Source organism: Ditibartonella apis (assembly GCF_001952075.1).
GTDB lineage: Bacteria > Pseudomonadota > Alphaproteobacteria > Rhizobiales > Rhizobiaceae > Bartonella > Bartonella apis.
Genome location: NZ_LXYU01000001.1, coordinates 811568 through 827491 on the forward strand (window position 1 = coordinate 811568; position 15924 = coordinate 827491).

A 15924-nucleotide genomic window follows, 5' to 3' on the forward strand; every position below is an offset into this window, starting at 1 on the left:
AGAGTGGTCAAATTTTAAAGGATCAAAAATCCATTCTTTTCATACCGAAAAATTTCCGGAATTGATTTGAAAGGGGCAAACCTTGCTGGCCCGATAGAAATACAGCAAAGGCTGAATAGCAAGACAGCAACCGCTATTTTTAGTGCAAATTGGCGTTATGGGAGATCTGTGTGAAAACGAATATCACTCAACAAACGAAGATATGCGATTTTTATAAAGAACCGCATATCTTTTGTTCTATTTCAAAAGCCACCCGAGAATCGGTGCCAACAAGACGTTGACAATACCGACCATCACCATAACGAGGCCGGCAATCGAACCCTCCTCGCGTCCCATCTGGTGGGCGCGGGCGACACCTGCACCATGCGCGCCCATGCCGAAAAGGGCACCGCGAGCAATTGAAGAGCGCAGCGGCAAATATTTGACAATAACCTCGCCTAACGCTGCTCCGAGAACGCCGGTCAACACAACAAATACTGCTGTCAAATCCGGAATGCCGCCAATGTCGCCCGAAACTTCCATGGCAAAAGGTGTACTGATCGAGCGCGGCATCAAACTTAGCCGCAAAGCAGGGTCCAATTGCATAAGTGTTGCAAGTCCCCATGCTGACATCATCGAGGCAAAAGAACCGACGATAATGCCAATAGCGAGAATGAACCAGTTTCTGGCAATGATGCGGCGTTGCTGCCAGATCGGAACTGCAAAGGCAACGGTAACCGGCCCCAGAATTGCAACCAACCAATGCGTTGCTTTGATGTAATGGGCGTAATCGCCTTTAAGCAGAACAACAACAATCATCAGCAGCAGTGGCGTTACTGCCAATGGTGTCAGCCACCAGTAAGAAAAACGACGGTAAAAAGCTTTAGCCGCCATATAGAGGAGAATTGTAACGAGTGACCAGAAAACAGTTTTGAAAACCGGGCTCGTATAAAGCTCGATATCCGCCATATAGCGTTCAAGGTCGGTTTCAATGTTTGACATGGCGCATTAACATCCAACGGTAACAAAGGTCTATGGTCAAGGCGGTAATGCTCATAACAACAAAGGTACCGCCCAAAATAACGACCAGAATTTTGATACCTAATAATCCGATAAATTCTTTGTGATTGAGAAGGGCCAGAACAGCCGGAACGAAAAACAAAAGCATTTCGGCAATAAGCCAATCGGCAGCACGTTTCATGCTTAATATGCTAAGTTTCCCGCTAGCCAGTGCAACGAGCGCCAGCACCATGCCGATAATTGCCCCCGGAATCGGTAGGTTAAATGCCCAGGTAATAATTTCGCCAATAATCCAGAACACGCAAATGAGCCCGATCTGGGCAAATATGTTGTGATGAAAAAGATGGCGCGTTTGAATTGCTAGACGATGTATCATTTTGTACTCCTGACGGAGCGTTAGATAAGTGATCAAGTGCCATTCGTAAAATGAATTGAATTCATGTTAACTATTCCTATATAGCATAGTCATGCAGATCAGAACCCTTGAAGCTTTTGTAGAAATTATTCGTCAAAACGGCTTTTCCGCTGCGGCGAAAGTTTTGAATGCCACTCAATCAACAATTAGCAAATCTTTGGCCCAGCTTGAAAATCAGTATGGAACCAAATTGATCAATCGCAACAAGGGAAAAATGCAACTTACAGCTGCGGGTGAATATGTCTTTCGGCATGCCCAACGGATACTTGCCGAAGAAACGGCGATAGAACGCGAGATTGCCGAATTGAAGGGCTTGAAACGCGGTGTGTTGAAAATCGGACTTCCGCCGATTGGCAGTTCGGAGCTTTTTGCTCCGGTTCTTGCGCGCTATACGTCTTCACACCCGCAAATCGACATCAATATTGTTGAACACGGAAGTAAAAAATTGGAGGAACTGGTGCGGACGGGAGAAATCGAACTTGCGGGTTCTCTGGTGCCGATTGCAAGTGGCTTCGATTATCAGGACGTGCGCAACGATCCCGTTGTCGCGTTAATGCCTGCAAGCCTTGCAGGAGATCGTAAAAAAATCACAGCCAAAGAGCTTGCCGAATATCCGTTCGTGCTTTTTGCAAGCCAGTTTGCTTTAACGCCGCTTGTGATGGAGGCATTTCACGAAAAGGGGCTGGAACCGGTGGTCTCGGCACGCTCGAGCCAGATCGACTTTTTGTTCGGCCTTGTTGCAGCCGGTATGGGGGTGGGGTTTTTGCCAAGGATGATTGCAGAAAAACGCAATGTCAAAAATGTTAAAACCGTCGAAATCACCGATACAGCGATCGAATGGCATATGGCATTAATTTGGCGCAGTAACAATCACCTTTCCTATGCGGCTCGCGAATGGTTGCGTCTATCACGGCAATATCACGGCACGCCGTGATCAATATGGTCGAACGAAGTTTGTGCGAAAATTCGACAAAAGGTGGGCTGTTTAATTACAAATATCGGGAAGTTGCTTTTAAAAATTTTTTAGAAAAGCTGTTATTATTTTGTTTTTCTTTTAATAAAAATGCCGTAATCCTTTGTTCTTTCCATGAAAAACGGTCACTATAAGCATTGACATCAATGCATTAAAAAAGAACGGGCGAAAACGTCATAATTGGGATCAGGCGTATGAAAACTCAAAAACGACGGTTTATTGTTGTAGGAAATGCCGATTTACCGCGAGATCTTTCTCGTGAAATAGACAGTGCCGACTATGTTTTACGCTTCAATCAGCCACGTTTGCTTGATGGTTGGAGCGGCTCGAAGACAAGTTGTTTGATGATGTGTAATTCTGGCAAACCGATGCAGGAAAAGCTGGAAGACCCGACTTTCCTTGAAGGCAAGTTTTTCAAACAGGCAGAATTGATTACATTTGTCTACCATCCCTATATCATGAAAACTTATTTTGCCCGTCCGCGTTTGCTGTCGCAATTATTCAAACATCGTCGGGTCGATTGGACAAAGCAGGCAATTAAAGTCCTCGGTGAAGCGGGTAAGGATATTCTGATAAAATCTGCACAATTTTACCTTGATGCCTGTGCCGAAATTGGCATTAAAGACGAAAAGTTGAAGGAATGGTTTCCTTCAACCGGCTATCTCGGAATCTGGGATTTCCTACACCACTACGATTTGACCGAGTGGGAAATTTACATTTGCGGCTTCACCTGGAAAGGTTGGAAACATCACGCTTGGAACGCGGAAGAAAGATGGGTTCGCGAACGTGTCAATGAAGGAACATGCCATTTCCTTGAATAAGCGATTTTAAGAGCAAGCGGCATAATTCACATTGTTTTCCTTTCCATTCGTCCCTAGTATGGAAGCCGGGCTTTAACCGCCCGTTTTTAAAACTTTCGGGTCGAATATGAACGGTTCAGAGAAAACCATCAAAGCGCTGATTATCCATCTTGATCGTGCGGATGAGCGACAGATACAAGTTGAATTGCTCGAAAAAATGCTGCCTTGTCCTGCAATGGTGTTAAGAGCTGTTGATAGTCTTGACCTTGCTGACAAGACGATTATCCAATTTTACAGAAAACATCTCTATCGTCCTTTTTATCCCTTTGCTTTGTCAAAAAACGAAATTGCGTGTTTTTTGTCGCATAGACGCGCCTGGCAAAAAATCGTCGACGGGGGAATGGATGCAGGATTTGTCATTGAAGACGATGTTGCTCTGGACGAGCGATTTGATGAAGTTTTCCGGTTTGCTGTTGAGGAAGCCAATGAAGAAAGTTTCATCCGTTTTCCTTTTCGGGTGCGCGAAACAGGAAAAATAATCGCTGAAAAAGGCGATATTAAACTTATCAGGCCGACAGAAATCGGTTTGGGGCAGGTTGCCCAACTGGTGGGTCGTAATGCTGCCCGAAAACTACTTGATGCGACAGCCACATTCGATCGTCCCGTTGATACGACCGAACAATTATATTGGAAAACCGGCGTCCATCCGCAGGTTGTTTTACCTCCGGTGGTTCGCGAGATTTCAAAAAAACTGGGTGGTTCGACGATCAAAAGCAAACATTCTTTTTTGGGCCGCCTTTATCGAGAAATAGCCCGCCCGCTCTACCGGCAGCGCATAAAGGTTCTATCGAAACGTCAGGAAGGTTGATATGGCTGTTCCCATACTTCTTTATCATCATATAGGTACGCCGCCCAAGGCAGGTATTCCGGGGCGCTCCAATTATGTTACGGTTGAAAAATTTATAAGGCAAATGCGCGTTCTGAAACGTATCGGCTTTCAAGGATTGTCACTCAAAGAAGCAATGCCTTATATTCGGGGCAGCAAAAAGGGAAAAGTGGCGGCGATAACTTTCGACGACGGTTTTTTATCTGTTTATCAGGATGCTATGCCTGTTCTTGATGAATTGGGGTTCAGTGCAACCAATTTTTTTGTCTCTTCGCGTATGGGGCTCGACAATTCATGGGATAATGAACGTTCACAGCGCGACAAGATAATGACATTCGACCAAATGAGCGATTGGGCGGCGCATGGGCATGAAGTCGGTGGCCATACAAATGACCATCCGCATTTAAAAGATATTCCGATTGAGGAAGCAGAGCACCAGATAATAGAAAACAAGGCAAAACTTGAAGAAGAACTTGGCTCGCCCATTATATCTTTTGCCTATCCCTTTGGTGACGAAAATGAAGCCATCCAAAAAATCGTAAAAAATGCCGGTTATCGTTATGCCGTTACAACAGTCAAATCGCGTGCACGGGGAAACGAGGGGGATTTTGAATTGCCCAGACACAGTATTCGCCGCAATGACACGATTTTGCATTTTTTAGCCAAGTGTCTTCTGCGCTAGCGGGGCATAAGTTACGCTTTCACAGCATTTTCATTGTTGTTGGAATAAAATTCGATTAAAAAAATGCCGGGCAATAAAACCCGGCAAAAATTTAAACAAGGGCATTTCAGAAACAAGCTTTCACTGGAAGCCGAAATGTAATTCGGTTTTAATCATTTATGGTTAATAAAAGGTAAAGGGACGAGGTGCACAGAAAAAACGTAAAATATGTCGGCGCGCTGGTTGTGCTGTTGGGACTTATCGTTGTGGCGATTTTCCTGCTGTTGCCGGCTCTCGTTTCGACCGATGCGATCCGCATCCGCCTTGCACAGGATTTAAGTGCATGGACGGGTTATAATGTGCAATTGCGAGAAGCGCCGAAACTTGATCTTTTCCCTTATCCTAAAGCATCATTGGCCGGTGTGATACTCACGCCGACAAATGATGATACGGCACCACTTATGGAAGCAGAGCGCATTGAAGTCGATTTATCACTCATTGATGCTTTGTTCGGGCACATCACATTTTCGCAAACCCGCATTATCAATCCACATTTTGTTATGGAAGAGCCGGTCAAAACAGTTACCGATTTTTTTGACGCACTTTCAAGGTCGCAAGGTAGTTTCGGAGCAGCCGTTCGTGAAGCCCGCGAAATTGTTAACAAGAATCCTGATCATCCTGATATAACCCGCCTTCTTAATCAACCATTCGGGCGGATAGTGATTGACAATGGAGAGCTCCTCTATCGCAAAAACCTCGGAGGGATGGCAGAAAAAATTACGGCACTTAACGCTGTGCTTGAATGGCCGGAATCAACAAGAGCGGCAAGTTTTCGTGCCAATGCCATGTGGCACGGAAAAGCAACCGATTTGCGTATTGATGCGATGCAGGCACTGATATTTTTTTCCGGCGGTACCAGCGAACTTAGAGCCAGCCTTAATTCTTTAAGCGGCGGTATTACTTTTGAAGGAAAAGGGCGCCTTTCCGAAAGCTATATTTTTGACGGACGAATAGCAGCCCGTTCTCCGGGCTGGAACAAGACCATGGATTGGCTCGGTTACCGTCAGGTGCTGGGACAAGGATTGAAAGCGCCGGTTGTCTGGGAATCGGATTTTTCTGCCCAACCCGGTCATATGCAATTTAACAATGTCAATTTCAAACTGGGAAATGATAATGCCCGCGGCGCACTCGCCACCGGCTATCAGGATCATCTGCCTGTCATCAGCGGGTCGCTTGCTTTTGACAAGCTCAATCTTGACACATTGGTTGCAACATTTTTCCCGGATGAAGAAAAAAACGAATTTCTTGATCTTTCGGTTCTTGACCTGATTGGTCTTGATATCCGCATGTCGGCACCGGAGGCACGGCTTGGAACAATAACTCTCAATAATCTTGCAGCTGCCATACAGATCAGAAGCGGGCGGGGAATTTTCGATCTCGGCAATGCCAATGCATTTGGTGGAGCCATCCAATCCAATATCCAGATCAGTCGTGATAATGATAACGCCAGCATTGAAGGCCGTGTTTCAGGAAATTCTCTCGACCTCCAATCAATAGCGCGGGCTTTCGGTCATCCTTCCTTTGTCAATGCAAAAACCGGTCTTATCTTGACAATGCATGCCCCGTTCAGCCGGTGGTCGGAAGTTGTTTCCAAAATGCAAGGCCATCTGACGTTGAATATGTCGCAGGGCAATATCAAAGGATATGATATTGAAAAGCTGCGGACAGCAATAGGCGGCGGTGATGAAGCGCAGATTGAAAATTCCGCGGATGCGTCGACGGATTTTGACAGATGGGATATCGAAACAACGATTACCGACGAAAATCTTGTTATTGATAAATCGGTCATTCAAATGGGCAATTGGCAACTTTTGACCAAAGGAACGGCAGATCTTCAAACTGAAGATAATAAAAGCAATGGTTACGAAATTAAACTTGATGCGGTCTTGAAAAAAGTGCCACGCTCCGACAAAGCTTGCTCCGATGTTACCTGTCTGATGAACAGTCTTGTCAAACCATTAGGTTTTTCAATGTCTGGCAGACGATTTCCATACGGCATCGTCGATCTTCAGCGCAATAATGCGTCAGAAGGGAAACTGGACTAAAAGCAATTTCGAGGCATAACCACCAGCACCTATTATTATCGGTTTTAAAAAAATGGTAAAACTTTTGGCACTGTCAGTTGGTCCGATAAAAGCAATAGGACCAGAAAACTTGCAAAGCGGGATTGACAAAAAACCGGTTGACCGACCTTTGTTTCTTACCAAAACCGGTTTTATTGGTGACGAACAGGCAGACAAGAAACATCATGGTGGAATGGAAAAGGCCGTTCATCACTATGATTTTGACCATTATGCTTTCTGGAAAAACGAGCTTGGGCATAAAGCGGTCTTTGATACGCCGACTGCCTTCGGGGAAAATCTGTCAACCTCCGGTTTGAGCGAGAAAGATATTGCTGTCGGGGATGTTTATCGTCTAGGGAAAGCGATCATAGAAGTTTCGCAAGGAAGACAGCCCTGTTTCCGGCTCAATGTCAGGTTCGGTGTAGCCGATATGTCGGTGCGCACGCAAAAAAGCGGGCGAACGGGCTGGTACTATCGTGTGTTGCAGGAGGGGGAAGTAGCTCTGCAAGACGAGCTTCAACTTATCGAACGGTTGCACGAAGAGTGGACGATTTATCGTTTATGGAAGGCTTTTTATGTAACCAGAACCGATTATGAAGAATTGTCGCATATTGCTTCATTGAACGAATTATCACCAAGCTGGCGCTCTCTTGCCCAAAAGCGGTTGGATAATCACGAGATAGAAGACTGGACAAAGAGATTATATGGAGCAGCGAAATAATAATCCGGTATGCGCTTTTTCGCTTCAGTGCTTTATTGGTGATCATAGCTTTTACTTGTCTACACCTTCAGCCTTATTAACGTGGAAAATAACAAGAGTTTTCATGTTTCCTTGCGGGGTTTGATGTTGCTATCCGCAAAATAACGCGTTGCGGGTAAATTGGAATTTGCTTCAGCGTTTGTCACCTGTTCGTTATATAAACATCGTGAAAAGCCAAGGGATCAAGGCATTTTGTTGCAACGGCTGAATAAGCCGGTTTTGAAAAAAAATGCGAACCAAAAATGACATGTCAGGCGAAGCACCTGAATATCTAAAGGAGTCTGAAGGACGCATAATTTTAAAATTTTTTGAAAAATTAAAAATATAAAAGAATATTTTTTGAAGATGTTTTTATAAAATATAAAAATTCACTTAATTTAATCGAGATGAAAAATAGTCATGGAAAACAAAATATTCCGATTTGAATTTTAACGTTTAATTGTTGAATTTAATCGGAATAACATATTTCAAATAAGTTATGCTATGCACATCACTTTTTATTTTTGAATTCTGTTTTTACCTTACTGTCAATTCAGGTGATTATGCATTATGATCTACTCCAATGAAAATCCATGAACGTCGCTGACGGGATGGAGTGTGGTTCATATTGCATAGGATAATCAAGGAGAATAGATGTCAGAACTTTCACAAAATAAATCGGTTCCCTTGCTTAAGATGAATGATGGCTTGTTCATTCCACAATTGGGCTTCGGGGTTTTTAAAATTCCCGAACGCGATACCAGAGACGCTGTTAAACAGGCAATAAAGACAGGCTACCGGCACATTGATACAGCCAAAGCTTATGATAACGAAGAAGGTGTCGGGCTTGGTGTTGCCGATTCAGGCATCGACCGCAAAAATATTTTTATTGCCACCAAAGTCTGGAATAGTGACCAAGGCTATGACAATACGATGCGCGCTTTTGAAGAAAGTGCAAAGCGGCTCCGCATGAACGCGGTTGATCTTTATCTTATCCATTGGCCCTTGCCAGCGCGTGATCTGTTTGTGGAAACGTGGAAAGCTTTGATCAGACTCAAACAGGAAAATCGTGTCCGGTCTATCGGCGTTTGCAATTTCCGTATTGTCGATCTTGAACGGCTTATCAAGGAAACAGGTGTTGCCCCCGCAGTCAATCAGGTAGAACTGCATCCGCATTTTCAACAAAAGCAATTACGCATTTTCCATGATAAAAACAATATATTGACCGAAGCATGGGCACCTCTCGGACGCGGCCAATTTTTTGATGATCCTGTGCTGAAAAAAATTGCAGATGAACATCATAAAACTGTCGCACAAATCATTTTGCGCTGGCATATGGAAATGGGCACGATTGCAATTCCAAAGTCCAGCTCTCCGGAACGTATGGCCGAGAATTTCAATATATTCGATTTTGCGCTTACCGCTGCAAATCATGACGCTATTGCCGCGCTTGATAAATTGGATGGGCGTATGGGGCCGGACCCTTCCGAATTTCAGGCATGAATCTTATGAAAAATTCAGGCTGAAAGTTTTGAGAAAACAGAATTTTAAAAGCGGAAGCTGTTTCAAGCTTTTGCTTTTTGTTTAGACATCAAACGTCCGATTTTCGGCGTGCTTGCTTATATTTTATTGCCAAATAATTTCCTCAATTTTTACAATCTTGTTTGATGAGAATGCCGTTGCCGATTGGTGATATAGTTATCTAAAATCCGATAATTGATGGCCTTGTTCCGATCACTGTAATGGGAGTGTGCCCCCGCGGAATTTGAAAATGCTTGGCGATAACAAAAGCAACCATATTCGACTTTTTAATTCAGGAAAAATCGGGCTTTTCACGTTTGTGAAGTTCGATTTGTTTACCGACAAAACGGATAATCAAAATTTATGAAATTCCGCAAGCCGCCTTCAATCGGCGGAAAGAAGATTCCACAAAATTCAGCCGGTAAATTGAAACGGGAACAAACAGACTTATCGGAAACGGACGAAGAAATCATAAAAAGAAGGGGCCTGAAGGCCCCTTTTAAAATTATGACTGCCGGCTTTAGTTTGACAAGGTAATCCGGTCAGATAGTTCAGATATTAACGCATCGAGCTATGAACACCATAACCGTCTTTGCTCATAAACTCGTTATTTCCGGCACCGACCGAACCAATTCCGGCAGCAACTAGAATAAATGTGAAAAGAGCAGCAACAGTCACCAAGGTGGCTCTCTTGGCTGACATTTTATCTCTCCGATCAAATGTGATTATCAAGTTTTAAATTGTGTGTTGTCATATAGCGAAGTTTCTTTTTCGACAATGAATGAACAGCGCTTTATTCGGAGTTTTTGCCGATTAAAGTAAAAAAAAGTTAAATCTGTTGCACTTAAGTGACGAAAAAATCTTGACGAAAATCAACCGGTTATTTCTTGTTTTCTTCGATTGCGACACTGACAGTGCGTCCCGAAACAAGGTGGATATTGTCAGGTACCGGATCAAGTTTGATACGCACCGGTATACGTTGTGCAAGGCGAACCCAGTTGAATGTCGGCGCAACATTGGCAAGCAGGCTTGTGGTTTGCGTGCGCTCACGATCTTCGATGCCTGCAGCAAAACCTTCAACAACGCCGGTCAACACAGTGCTTGATCCCATAATGTGGATGGTTGCACGACTGCCGATATGAATGCGGTCGAGTTTGTTTTCTTCAAAATAGCCGGATGCATAAAACGAATCGGTATCGACAAGCGCGGTAACCGGTTTGCCTTGCGTAACATATTCACCAGGTTCCAGAGAAAAATTGGTCAGTTTACCATTTACAGCAGCACGAACTGTCGAACGTTCAAGATCGAGTTTTGCCGTATCAAGCTGGACGATTGCCTTGCGCAATGTCGCTGCGGTTTGCAATTCTTGCATAGCGGCTGTTTCCAATTGTTGGCGGGTGATGGTTTTGTCATCCAGTTTCTGGTCACGCTCGAGATCGCGTTTTGCCTGATCGTGAGCAGCTTTTGCATTGTCAACCATGGCTTGTGCATCTTCAAAAGCTAGAGAAAAACGTGCCTGATCAATCTTGAAAAGAACATCGCCCTTTTTGACATGTTGGTTATCGACGACATTGACCTCGGTTACAAAACCGGAAACATCAGGCGCAACACGAACAACATCGGCACTTATTTTACCGTCTCTTGTCCATGGGTCATTCATGTAATAGTTCCATAACTGCCAGAGGAGAAGGCCGGCCACCAGAGCCATGACAAGGGTGAAAAATATACGACCGGAATTGGCTATAAGCTTGTTCATATCCGTTAAATCCGAGTTACAATGAAAGAAAGAATACTCAAAATGATGAAATAGGTTGCCGCTGCAAAAAGCGCATGGTGCCAGATGAAGCGTTCCAACCCTTTGCGCAAGATGAACCGCTGGAGAGCAACATTCAAAAAATAGCTGACAAGTGCCAGAATTCCGATTGTCGGAATATAGACACCATAAATATCAACCTCGGGGTTCATGAGTCATGTCCTTTGAAAATCGGAGGCAAGACTGCTTTGTAAGGCTTTGCATCACCAAACAAATTTTGCCGCAATCCGGTTAATGCAAACGAGATCTTCTGATGATCTTCCGAATCCGGAAGTGCAAGAGTCCAGTTGAGTGTTGTATCAATTGCTTCTAGCAATTCTTTGCCTTCGGGCACGTCGGTGCTACTTACTTTTACGCGATAGTAGAACGCGAGTTCCTCCAAAACATTGGCAAGATTTTGTCGATTGGTTGGCCCTTGTGAATCCTTCAAATGTTGCAGTTCGATTGTATCAAGCCCCACACGGACATCTTTGAGAATATCGGTCTGGCGAACGCGTGAATGGATCGGGATCAAGGCATAACGGGGCGCAATCAAGCCATAGCGGTAAAGCATACGATGTAACAATTCGTTATAGGCTTTGGTATTTGTCGGCCTTTCGGCAACCTCGATAATATCAAGCCAGCTTGCACGGATGAGGCGAAAAGCGCTCCATTCCGCACCGACGGAGCGTACGATGGAAGCCGTTGCTGCTGCAACAATAATTCCCAAAATCATTGCTGTATTGATATTGATGAAATTATAAAAATCTCCGCTTAATCGAGATTGCAGCAATAACAGATTGGGCAGGTTGACTGTCATTGTCATGCCCATGGCAAATTTTGAAGGGATCGCCATCATGATGCCGGCCGGTATCAGGACAAGTGCCAGACAAAGCATGAGCGGCAAATAGCCGTCGACAAGTGGCAAAATACCGAATTGCAGGACAAAGGCAATAACAAGAACCAAAAGAATTTGTTTCAGCATCCCGCGAATTGCCGGAACAGGGTCGTCTTTCGTTGCAAAAAGGCTACTAAAAATACCGGTCATCATTGCAGCAGTGGCGCCTTGTGTCCATTCTGTCATACGCCAGAGAGTGACAATAATGAAAATGGCAAGGATTGCAGAAAAGGCTGAAAGAAAGGCAATGCCGAAGTCATAGTGGATAGACCGGACTTCGCCCAGAAAATCGAAACGGTGCCAACGCAATTTGTGTTGGGTGCCGTTGACGATATCATTACGCAAATGCAGACAGTCGGAATAGATTTCCATAATATCAACAAGGCGTAATGTCAGATTGCGCGAAACAAGATCAAGCCACACTTTCGAACGGCCAATATCATCCAATATGGATTGCTTCAAAGCCTTGATGCGGGCGATGCCTTCCGGCTTCATCGGCTCGTGGGTTTTAAGCCAGGCAGCGGTTTCTTCAATCAATTCGTCAAGTTTGGTGCTGTTGCTTTTGCCATCACATTGCTCTGTAATCAATTTGTTGCGCCGGTTGATAAGATCGTTACAGCTTGCAACCATCGGCAATAAAGAAACCATGCGGCTTTGCAAAACGCGCATGGCATTGACAGTGGATGGCAATGTCGAAGAGTCATAAGTGACATGCGTGGTAAAAGCGCGCAAATCAACGGCATCAATTGCAAGTTTTTGGCGTCTTTTTAATGCGTCTTCGCTTTTGCCTTGTCCTCTAATGTACATAATTGCAAGATCGGCACTGTTTCTGAGCCATTTATCAATACGCTCTGCCAGAACCGGCCCTGCATGACGGGGAAAAACAAGGCGGCCAACTAGCGCGGCAGAAATGATGCCAACGCCGATTTCTTCCACACGACTTGCCGAATAATCAAAGACTGTTTCCGGCGCGTCGACGATCATAAATCCGATAATGCAGATGCTATAGCCGGCAAGCATCGAGACGTAAGCGCGCGGTGACCGGTCCAATACGCTGATGAACAGGCATCCGCCGAGCCATAACGCAAGTCCCAAAGTTGTAAGCTCGGGTGAGGGGATAAGCATGGGCAACATGATAACGGTTGCCATGCCGCCGATTACCGTTCCAAGAAGTCGATAAAATGCTTTGGAAGTCAAAGCCCCGGATAGCGGATTGGCAACAATATAAACGGCTGTCATCGTCCAATAAGGGTTAGGAAGATCGCATAAAAAGGCGATATAAAGAGCCAAAGCCGCGGCTGCAAAAGTTTTCAGGGAAAAGACAACATCCCAAACAGTCGGTTGTTTAACGCTAACAGTCATAAATTTTCAAACAAACACAATAAGCGGGCAAAAAGACAATTCCCCTTTGTCCGGAATAACACAATAAAGCTGCTTTCCTACGAGATCACTAATCTGACAGCGTTGAGAGAAGGTAGTTTCTTCTCATATTTAGTTTTATTTTTTTAAAGTTTCTAGTCACCTTTATGTAAAAAGTAACTACGAATTTTGAAACACTCACTATATTGTTGAGCTTGATTTTTTTAAAAGGCTGGAAAACCGGCCTTAAGAGCCCCTATCGACCGGCATTTTGAAAAATTCCCGACGGGTGGATAAGTTGGTGGGTGATGGGGCATTCGGAAATTTTAAAAGCTTTTTTAAAAAAGCACGGGCAGAAAAGTGAGAAGCAATGCGCGCCAATTATAAATTACAGAGGCTTTTTGTCGAAGAACCGTTGTCAGCCTGCGGGAAACTGGATCTTGATGAAACCCGTTCGCATTATCTTAAAAATGTACTGCGGATGAACGAAGGAAGCGAGCTTCTGCTTTTCAATGGAAAAGATGGCGAATGGCGTGCAAAAATTTATGAAATCAAAAAGAAAATTGTAGTGCTGGAGCTCGTTTCAAAAGAGCGTGGGCAGGCCGCACCTGCCGATCTCGTCTATTGTTTTGCGCCGCTTAAACACGCCCGCCTTGATTATATGGTGCAGAAGGCGGTGGAAATGGGGGCATCGGTTTTGCAACCGGTTATCACCCGTTTCACACAAGTGACGCGGCTGAACGAAGAGCGTATGCAAGCTAACATTATTGAAGCATGTGAACAATGTGGTGTTCTTTCTATCAGTTCTTGCCGCAGTCCGGTTTCACTCGGAGAGCTTTTGAAAAATTGGCAGCAGGAACGGCATCTTATTTTTTGTGATGAAGCTGCTGATACGCAAAATCCGCTTGAAATATTGAAAAAGATGCCGCGAGCTCCACTTGGTGTGCTTATCGGGCCGGAAGGTGGTTTCAGTGATGAAGAACGCTCTCGACTCAAGCAATTTCCGTTTGTTCATGCGATCCCCTTGGGACCCAGAATTTTGCGAGCGGATACCGCTGCGGTTGCTGCCCTTGCAGTTATCGATGCAACTTTGGGTGATTGGCGCGACGACGAGCGGTCTCTGATATGAGGGCAGTGGGACTTGAAATTGTGGTACTTGAAAGAGTGATGAAAACGATTAAAAGATAAGATAAATTACAAAAAATTGGAAATTGTGAGTTATGGCGCGCGACATTGAAGATGAAACAGCAATCAACGGTTTTGATGATCTGGTAAACTATCTTGCGGGTGGCGCGAAAACTTCCGATAAATGGCGAATTGGTACCGAACACGAAAAATTTCCGTTTTTTGTCGAGGGTAACCGCCCTGTCCCCTATGAAGGTAAAAGGAGCATTCGTGCCTTGCTTGAAGGCATGCAAGCCATGCTCGGTTGGGAACCGATCCTTGATGAAGGAAAAATTATCGGATTGTTAGAGCCGACGGGTGCTGGCGCCATTTCTCTTGAACCGGGTGGGCAATTCGAACTTTCGGGTGCACCACTCAAAACAATTCACCAGACTTGCCGCGAAGTAAATGCCCATCTTGCACAAGTCAAGGAAATTGCGGCACCTCTTGGTATCGGCTTTCTGGGACTCGGCGGTAGCCCCAAATGGCGTCTTGACGAAACGCCCCAAATGCCCAAGTCACGTTACCATATTATGACCAACTATATGCCGAAAGTGGGCAAGCACGGTCTTGATATGATGTATCGGACCTGCACAATTCAGGTTAATCTGGACTTTTCATCGGAAACAGATATGCGCCGTAAAATGCAAGTTTCGATGAAATTGCAATCAATTGCCACAGCACTTTTTGCCACTTCGCCATTCACAGAAGGAAAGCCGAACGGCTTCATGTCATGGCGTTCGGAAATATGGCGTGATACCGATAACCGTCGCGCCGGCGTTCTGCCTTTTGTTTTTAACGAAAATTTCGGTTTTGCCGATTACGCCGCATGGGCCCTTGATGTGCCTATGTATTTTGTTGTTCGTGACGGACATTATCATGATTGCACCGACATCACATTCCGCCAATTCATGGAAGGTGCTTTAAAGGGAAAAGTTGACGATTACCGCGCCAATATGGGCGATTGGATCAACCATCTTTCAACATTGTTTCCGGAAGTTCGGCTCAAACGTTTTCTGGAAATGCGTGGTGCCGATGGTGGCCCGTGGCGTCGTATCTGTGCACTGCCGGCTTTCTGGGTTGGCTTACTCTATGATAAAGAAGCACTCGATAGCGCCTATGAGATGACAAAAGATTGGGGCTATGAGGAAGTTCTTGCTATGCGCAACCTTGTTCCCGTCGAAGGGTTGAAAACACGTTTCCGCAATACAACCATACTGGAAATTGCCCGTCAGGCCCTTGATATTTCCCGAAAAGGTCTCGCCAACCGTAAAAAATTGAATGCCGATGGTGACGATGAGACATGTTTTCTCGACCCGCTCTTCGAGGTGGCAACGACCGGAAAATGCGATTCGGAAAGACTGATATCCAAATTCCATTCGGTTTGGGGTGGTTCGGTTGATCCGGTCTTTTTAGAATATGCATATTAAGCTTTTGGGTAAAGTTTAAGCGGGTGGCATCAATCTGCCTGGCACTCGCTTTTGAACTGTGCTTGGTTTTGGTACTGCATCCGCTTTTGGAACTGTCTTCGCGTAATTTTAAAAACCGGAACGGGAAAAATAAGCATTTTATCACCTTCTATTTTTGCGGTTTG

General features: G+C 44.8%; 15 protein-coding genes. 9 read left to right on the forward strand and 6 right to left on the reverse strand.

The window, feature by feature from the left end; genetic code table 11:
- Positions 1–237 precede the first annotated feature (237 nt).
- Positions 238–948, reverse strand: coding sequence for an LrgB family protein (locus PEB0122_RS03670; RefSeq protein ID WP_075869873.1), 711 nt, complete (start codon positions 946–948; stop codon positions 238–240).
- Between the two features lie 19 nt (positions 949–967).
- Positions 968–1375 (reverse strand): CidA/LrgA family protein, encoded by a 408-nt coding sequence (locus tag PEB0122_RS03675; RefSeq protein WP_075869228.1) that lies wholly within the window; start codon positions 1373–1375, stop codon positions 968–970.
- 91 nt (positions 1376–1466) lie between these two features.
- Between PEB0122_RS03675 and PEB0122_RS03680 the strand changes: the two genes are divergently transcribed.
- The 7 genes from PEB0122_RS03680 to PEB0122_RS03710 all read left to right on the forward strand — a co-directional run bounded on the left by PEB0122_RS03680 (position 1467) and on the right by PEB0122_RS03710 (position 9099).
- A complete protein-coding gene (locus PEB0122_RS03680) occupies positions 1467–2348 on the forward strand; it encodes a LysR family transcriptional regulator (RefSeq protein WP_075915495.1) in 882 nt (293 codons plus the stop codon).
- Between the two features lie 233 nt (positions 2349–2581).
- Positions 2582–3208: a glycosyltransferase family 29 protein gene (locus PEB0122_RS03685; RefSeq protein ID WP_075915496.1), complete on the forward strand. Its 627-nt coding sequence runs from the start codon at positions 2582–2584 to the stop codon at positions 3206–3208.
- 106 nt (positions 3209–3314) lie between these two features.
- Positions 3315–4055 carry a glycosyltransferase family 25 protein gene (locus PEB0122_RS03690; RefSeq protein ID WP_075915497.1) on the forward strand — a complete coding sequence of 247 codons (741 nt, stop codon included), beginning with the start codon at positions 3315–3317 and terminating at the stop codon, positions 4053–4055.
- A 1-nt stretch (position 4056) separates the two neighbouring features.
- Positions 4057–4755: a polysaccharide deacetylase family protein gene (locus tag PEB0122_RS03695; RefSeq protein ID WP_075915498.1), complete on the forward strand. Its 699-nt coding sequence runs from the start codon at positions 4057–4059 to the stop codon at positions 4753–4755.
- Between the two features lie 185 nt (positions 4756–4940).
- Positions 4941–6839: an AsmA family protein gene (locus PEB0122_RS03700; RefSeq protein ID WP_075915499.1), complete on the forward strand. Its 1899-nt coding sequence runs from the start codon at positions 4941–4943 to the stop codon at positions 6837–6839.
- Positions 6840–6891: 52 nt separating this feature from the next.
- Positions 6892–7578, forward strand: coding sequence for an MOSC domain-containing protein (locus PEB0122_RS03705; protein ID WP_075869222.1), 687 nt, complete (start codon positions 6892–6894; stop codon positions 7576–7578).
- Between the two features lie 672 nt (positions 7579–8250).
- The gene (locus PEB0122_RS03710) at positions 8251–9099 is read left to right on the forward strand and encodes an aldo/keto reductase (RefSeq protein ID WP_075915500.1); all 849 of its coding nucleotides are present in this window, start codon (positions 8251–8253) and stop codon (positions 9097–9099) included.
- Positions 9100–9675: 576 nt separating this feature from the next.
- On the opposite strand, the gene PEB0122_RS11800 is transcribed toward PEB0122_RS03710, so the two are convergent.
- The 4 genes from PEB0122_RS11800 to PEB0122_RS03725 form a co-directional block, all read right to left on the reverse strand.
- Positions 9676–9819, reverse strand: a complete 144-nt coding sequence (locus tag PEB0122_RS11800) for a hypothetical protein (RefSeq protein ID WP_178391758.1) — start codon at positions 9817–9819, stop codon at positions 9676–9678.
- A gap of 178 nt (positions 9820–9997) precedes the next feature.
- The gene (locus PEB0122_RS03715; RefSeq protein WP_075915034.1) at positions 9998–10873 is read right to left on the reverse strand and encodes an efflux RND transporter periplasmic adaptor subunit; all 876 of its coding nucleotides are present in this window, start codon (positions 10871–10873) and stop codon (positions 9998–10000) included.
- A gap of 5 nt (positions 10874–10878) precedes the next feature.
- A complete protein-coding gene (locus PEB0122_RS03720; RefSeq protein WP_075869218.1) occupies positions 10879–11082 on the reverse strand; it encodes a DUF1656 domain-containing protein in 204 nt (67 codons plus the stop codon).
- Positions 11079–13169: an FUSC family protein gene (locus PEB0122_RS03725; RefSeq protein WP_075915501.1), complete on the reverse strand. Its 2091-nt coding sequence runs from the start codon at positions 13167–13169 to the stop codon at positions 11079–11081. Before PEB0122_RS03725 ends, PEB0122_RS03720 begins: the two co-directional genes overlap by 4 nt.
- 367 nt (positions 13170–13536) lie before the next feature.
- Between PEB0122_RS03725 and PEB0122_RS03730 the strand changes: the two genes are divergently transcribed.
- Together PEB0122_RS03730 and PEB0122_RS03735 are read left to right on the forward strand one after the other, a co-directional pair.
- On the forward strand, positions 13537–14295 hold the full coding sequence (locus tag PEB0122_RS03730; protein ID WP_075915502.1) for a 16S rRNA (uracil(1498)-N(3))-methyltransferase: 759 nt from the start codon (positions 13537–13539) through the stop codon (positions 14293–14295).
- Between the two features lie 91 nt (positions 14296–14386).
- Positions 14387–15760, forward strand: coding sequence for a glutamate--cysteine ligase (locus tag PEB0122_RS03735; RefSeq protein ID WP_075915503.1), 1374 nt, complete (start codon positions 14387–14389; stop codon positions 15758–15760).
- The last annotated feature ends 164 nt before the right edge of the window (positions 15761–15924 follow it).

Bases quoted from the DNA above. Each gene is read 5' to 3' on its own strand.
- PEB0122_RS03670 (WP_075869873.1), bottom strand. From the start codon at position 948: ATGGCGGATATCGAGCTTTATACGAGCCCGGTTTTCAAAACTGTTTTC.
- PEB0122_RS03675 (WP_075869228.1), bottom strand. From the start codon at position 1,375: ATGATACATCGTCTAGCAATTCAAACGCGCCATCTTTTTCATCACAAC.
- PEB0122_RS03680 (WP_075915495.1), top strand. From the start codon at position 1,467: ATGCAGATCAGAACCCTTGAAGCTTTTGTAGAAATTATTCGTCAAAAC.
- PEB0122_RS03685 (WP_075915496.1), top strand. From the start codon at position 2,582: ATGAAAACTCAAAAACGACGGTTTATTGTTGTAGGAAATGCCGATTTA.
- PEB0122_RS03690 (WP_075915497.1), top strand. From the start codon at position 3,315: ATGAACGGTTCAGAGAAAACCATCAAAGCGCTGATTATCCATCTTGAT.
- PEB0122_RS03695 (WP_075915498.1), top strand. From the start codon at position 4,057: ATGGCTGTTCCCATACTTCTTTATCATCATATAGGTACGCCGCCCAAG.
- PEB0122_RS03705 (WP_075869222.1), top strand. From the start codon at position 6,892: ATGGTAAAACTTTTGGCACTGTCAGTTGGTCCGATAAAAGCAATAGGA.
- PEB0122_RS03710 (WP_075915500.1), top strand. From the start codon at position 8,251: ATGTCAGAACTTTCACAAAATAAATCGGTTCCCTTGCTTAAGATGAAT.
- PEB0122_RS11800 (WP_178391758.1), bottom strand. From the start codon at position 9,819: ATGTCAGCCAAGAGAGCCACCTTGGTGACTGTTGCTGCTCTTTTCACA.
- PEB0122_RS03715 (WP_075915034.1), bottom strand. From the start codon at position 10,873: ATGAACAAGCTTATAGCCAATTCCGGTCGTATATTTTTCACCCTTGTC.
- PEB0122_RS03720 (WP_075869218.1), bottom strand. From the start codon at position 11,082: ATGAACCCCGAGGTTGATATTTATGGTGTCTATATTCCGACAATCGGA.
- PEB0122_RS03725 (WP_075915501.1), bottom strand. From the start codon at position 13,169: ATGACTGTTAGCGTTAAACAACCGACTGTTTGGGATGTTGTCTTTTCC.
- PEB0122_RS03730 (WP_075915502.1), top strand. From the start codon at position 13,537: ATGCGCGCCAATTATAAATTACAGAGGCTTTTTGTCGAAGAACCGTTG.
- PEB0122_RS03735 (WP_075915503.1), top strand. From the start codon at position 14,387: ATGGCGCGCGACATTGAAGATGAAACAGCAATCAACGGTTTTGATGAT.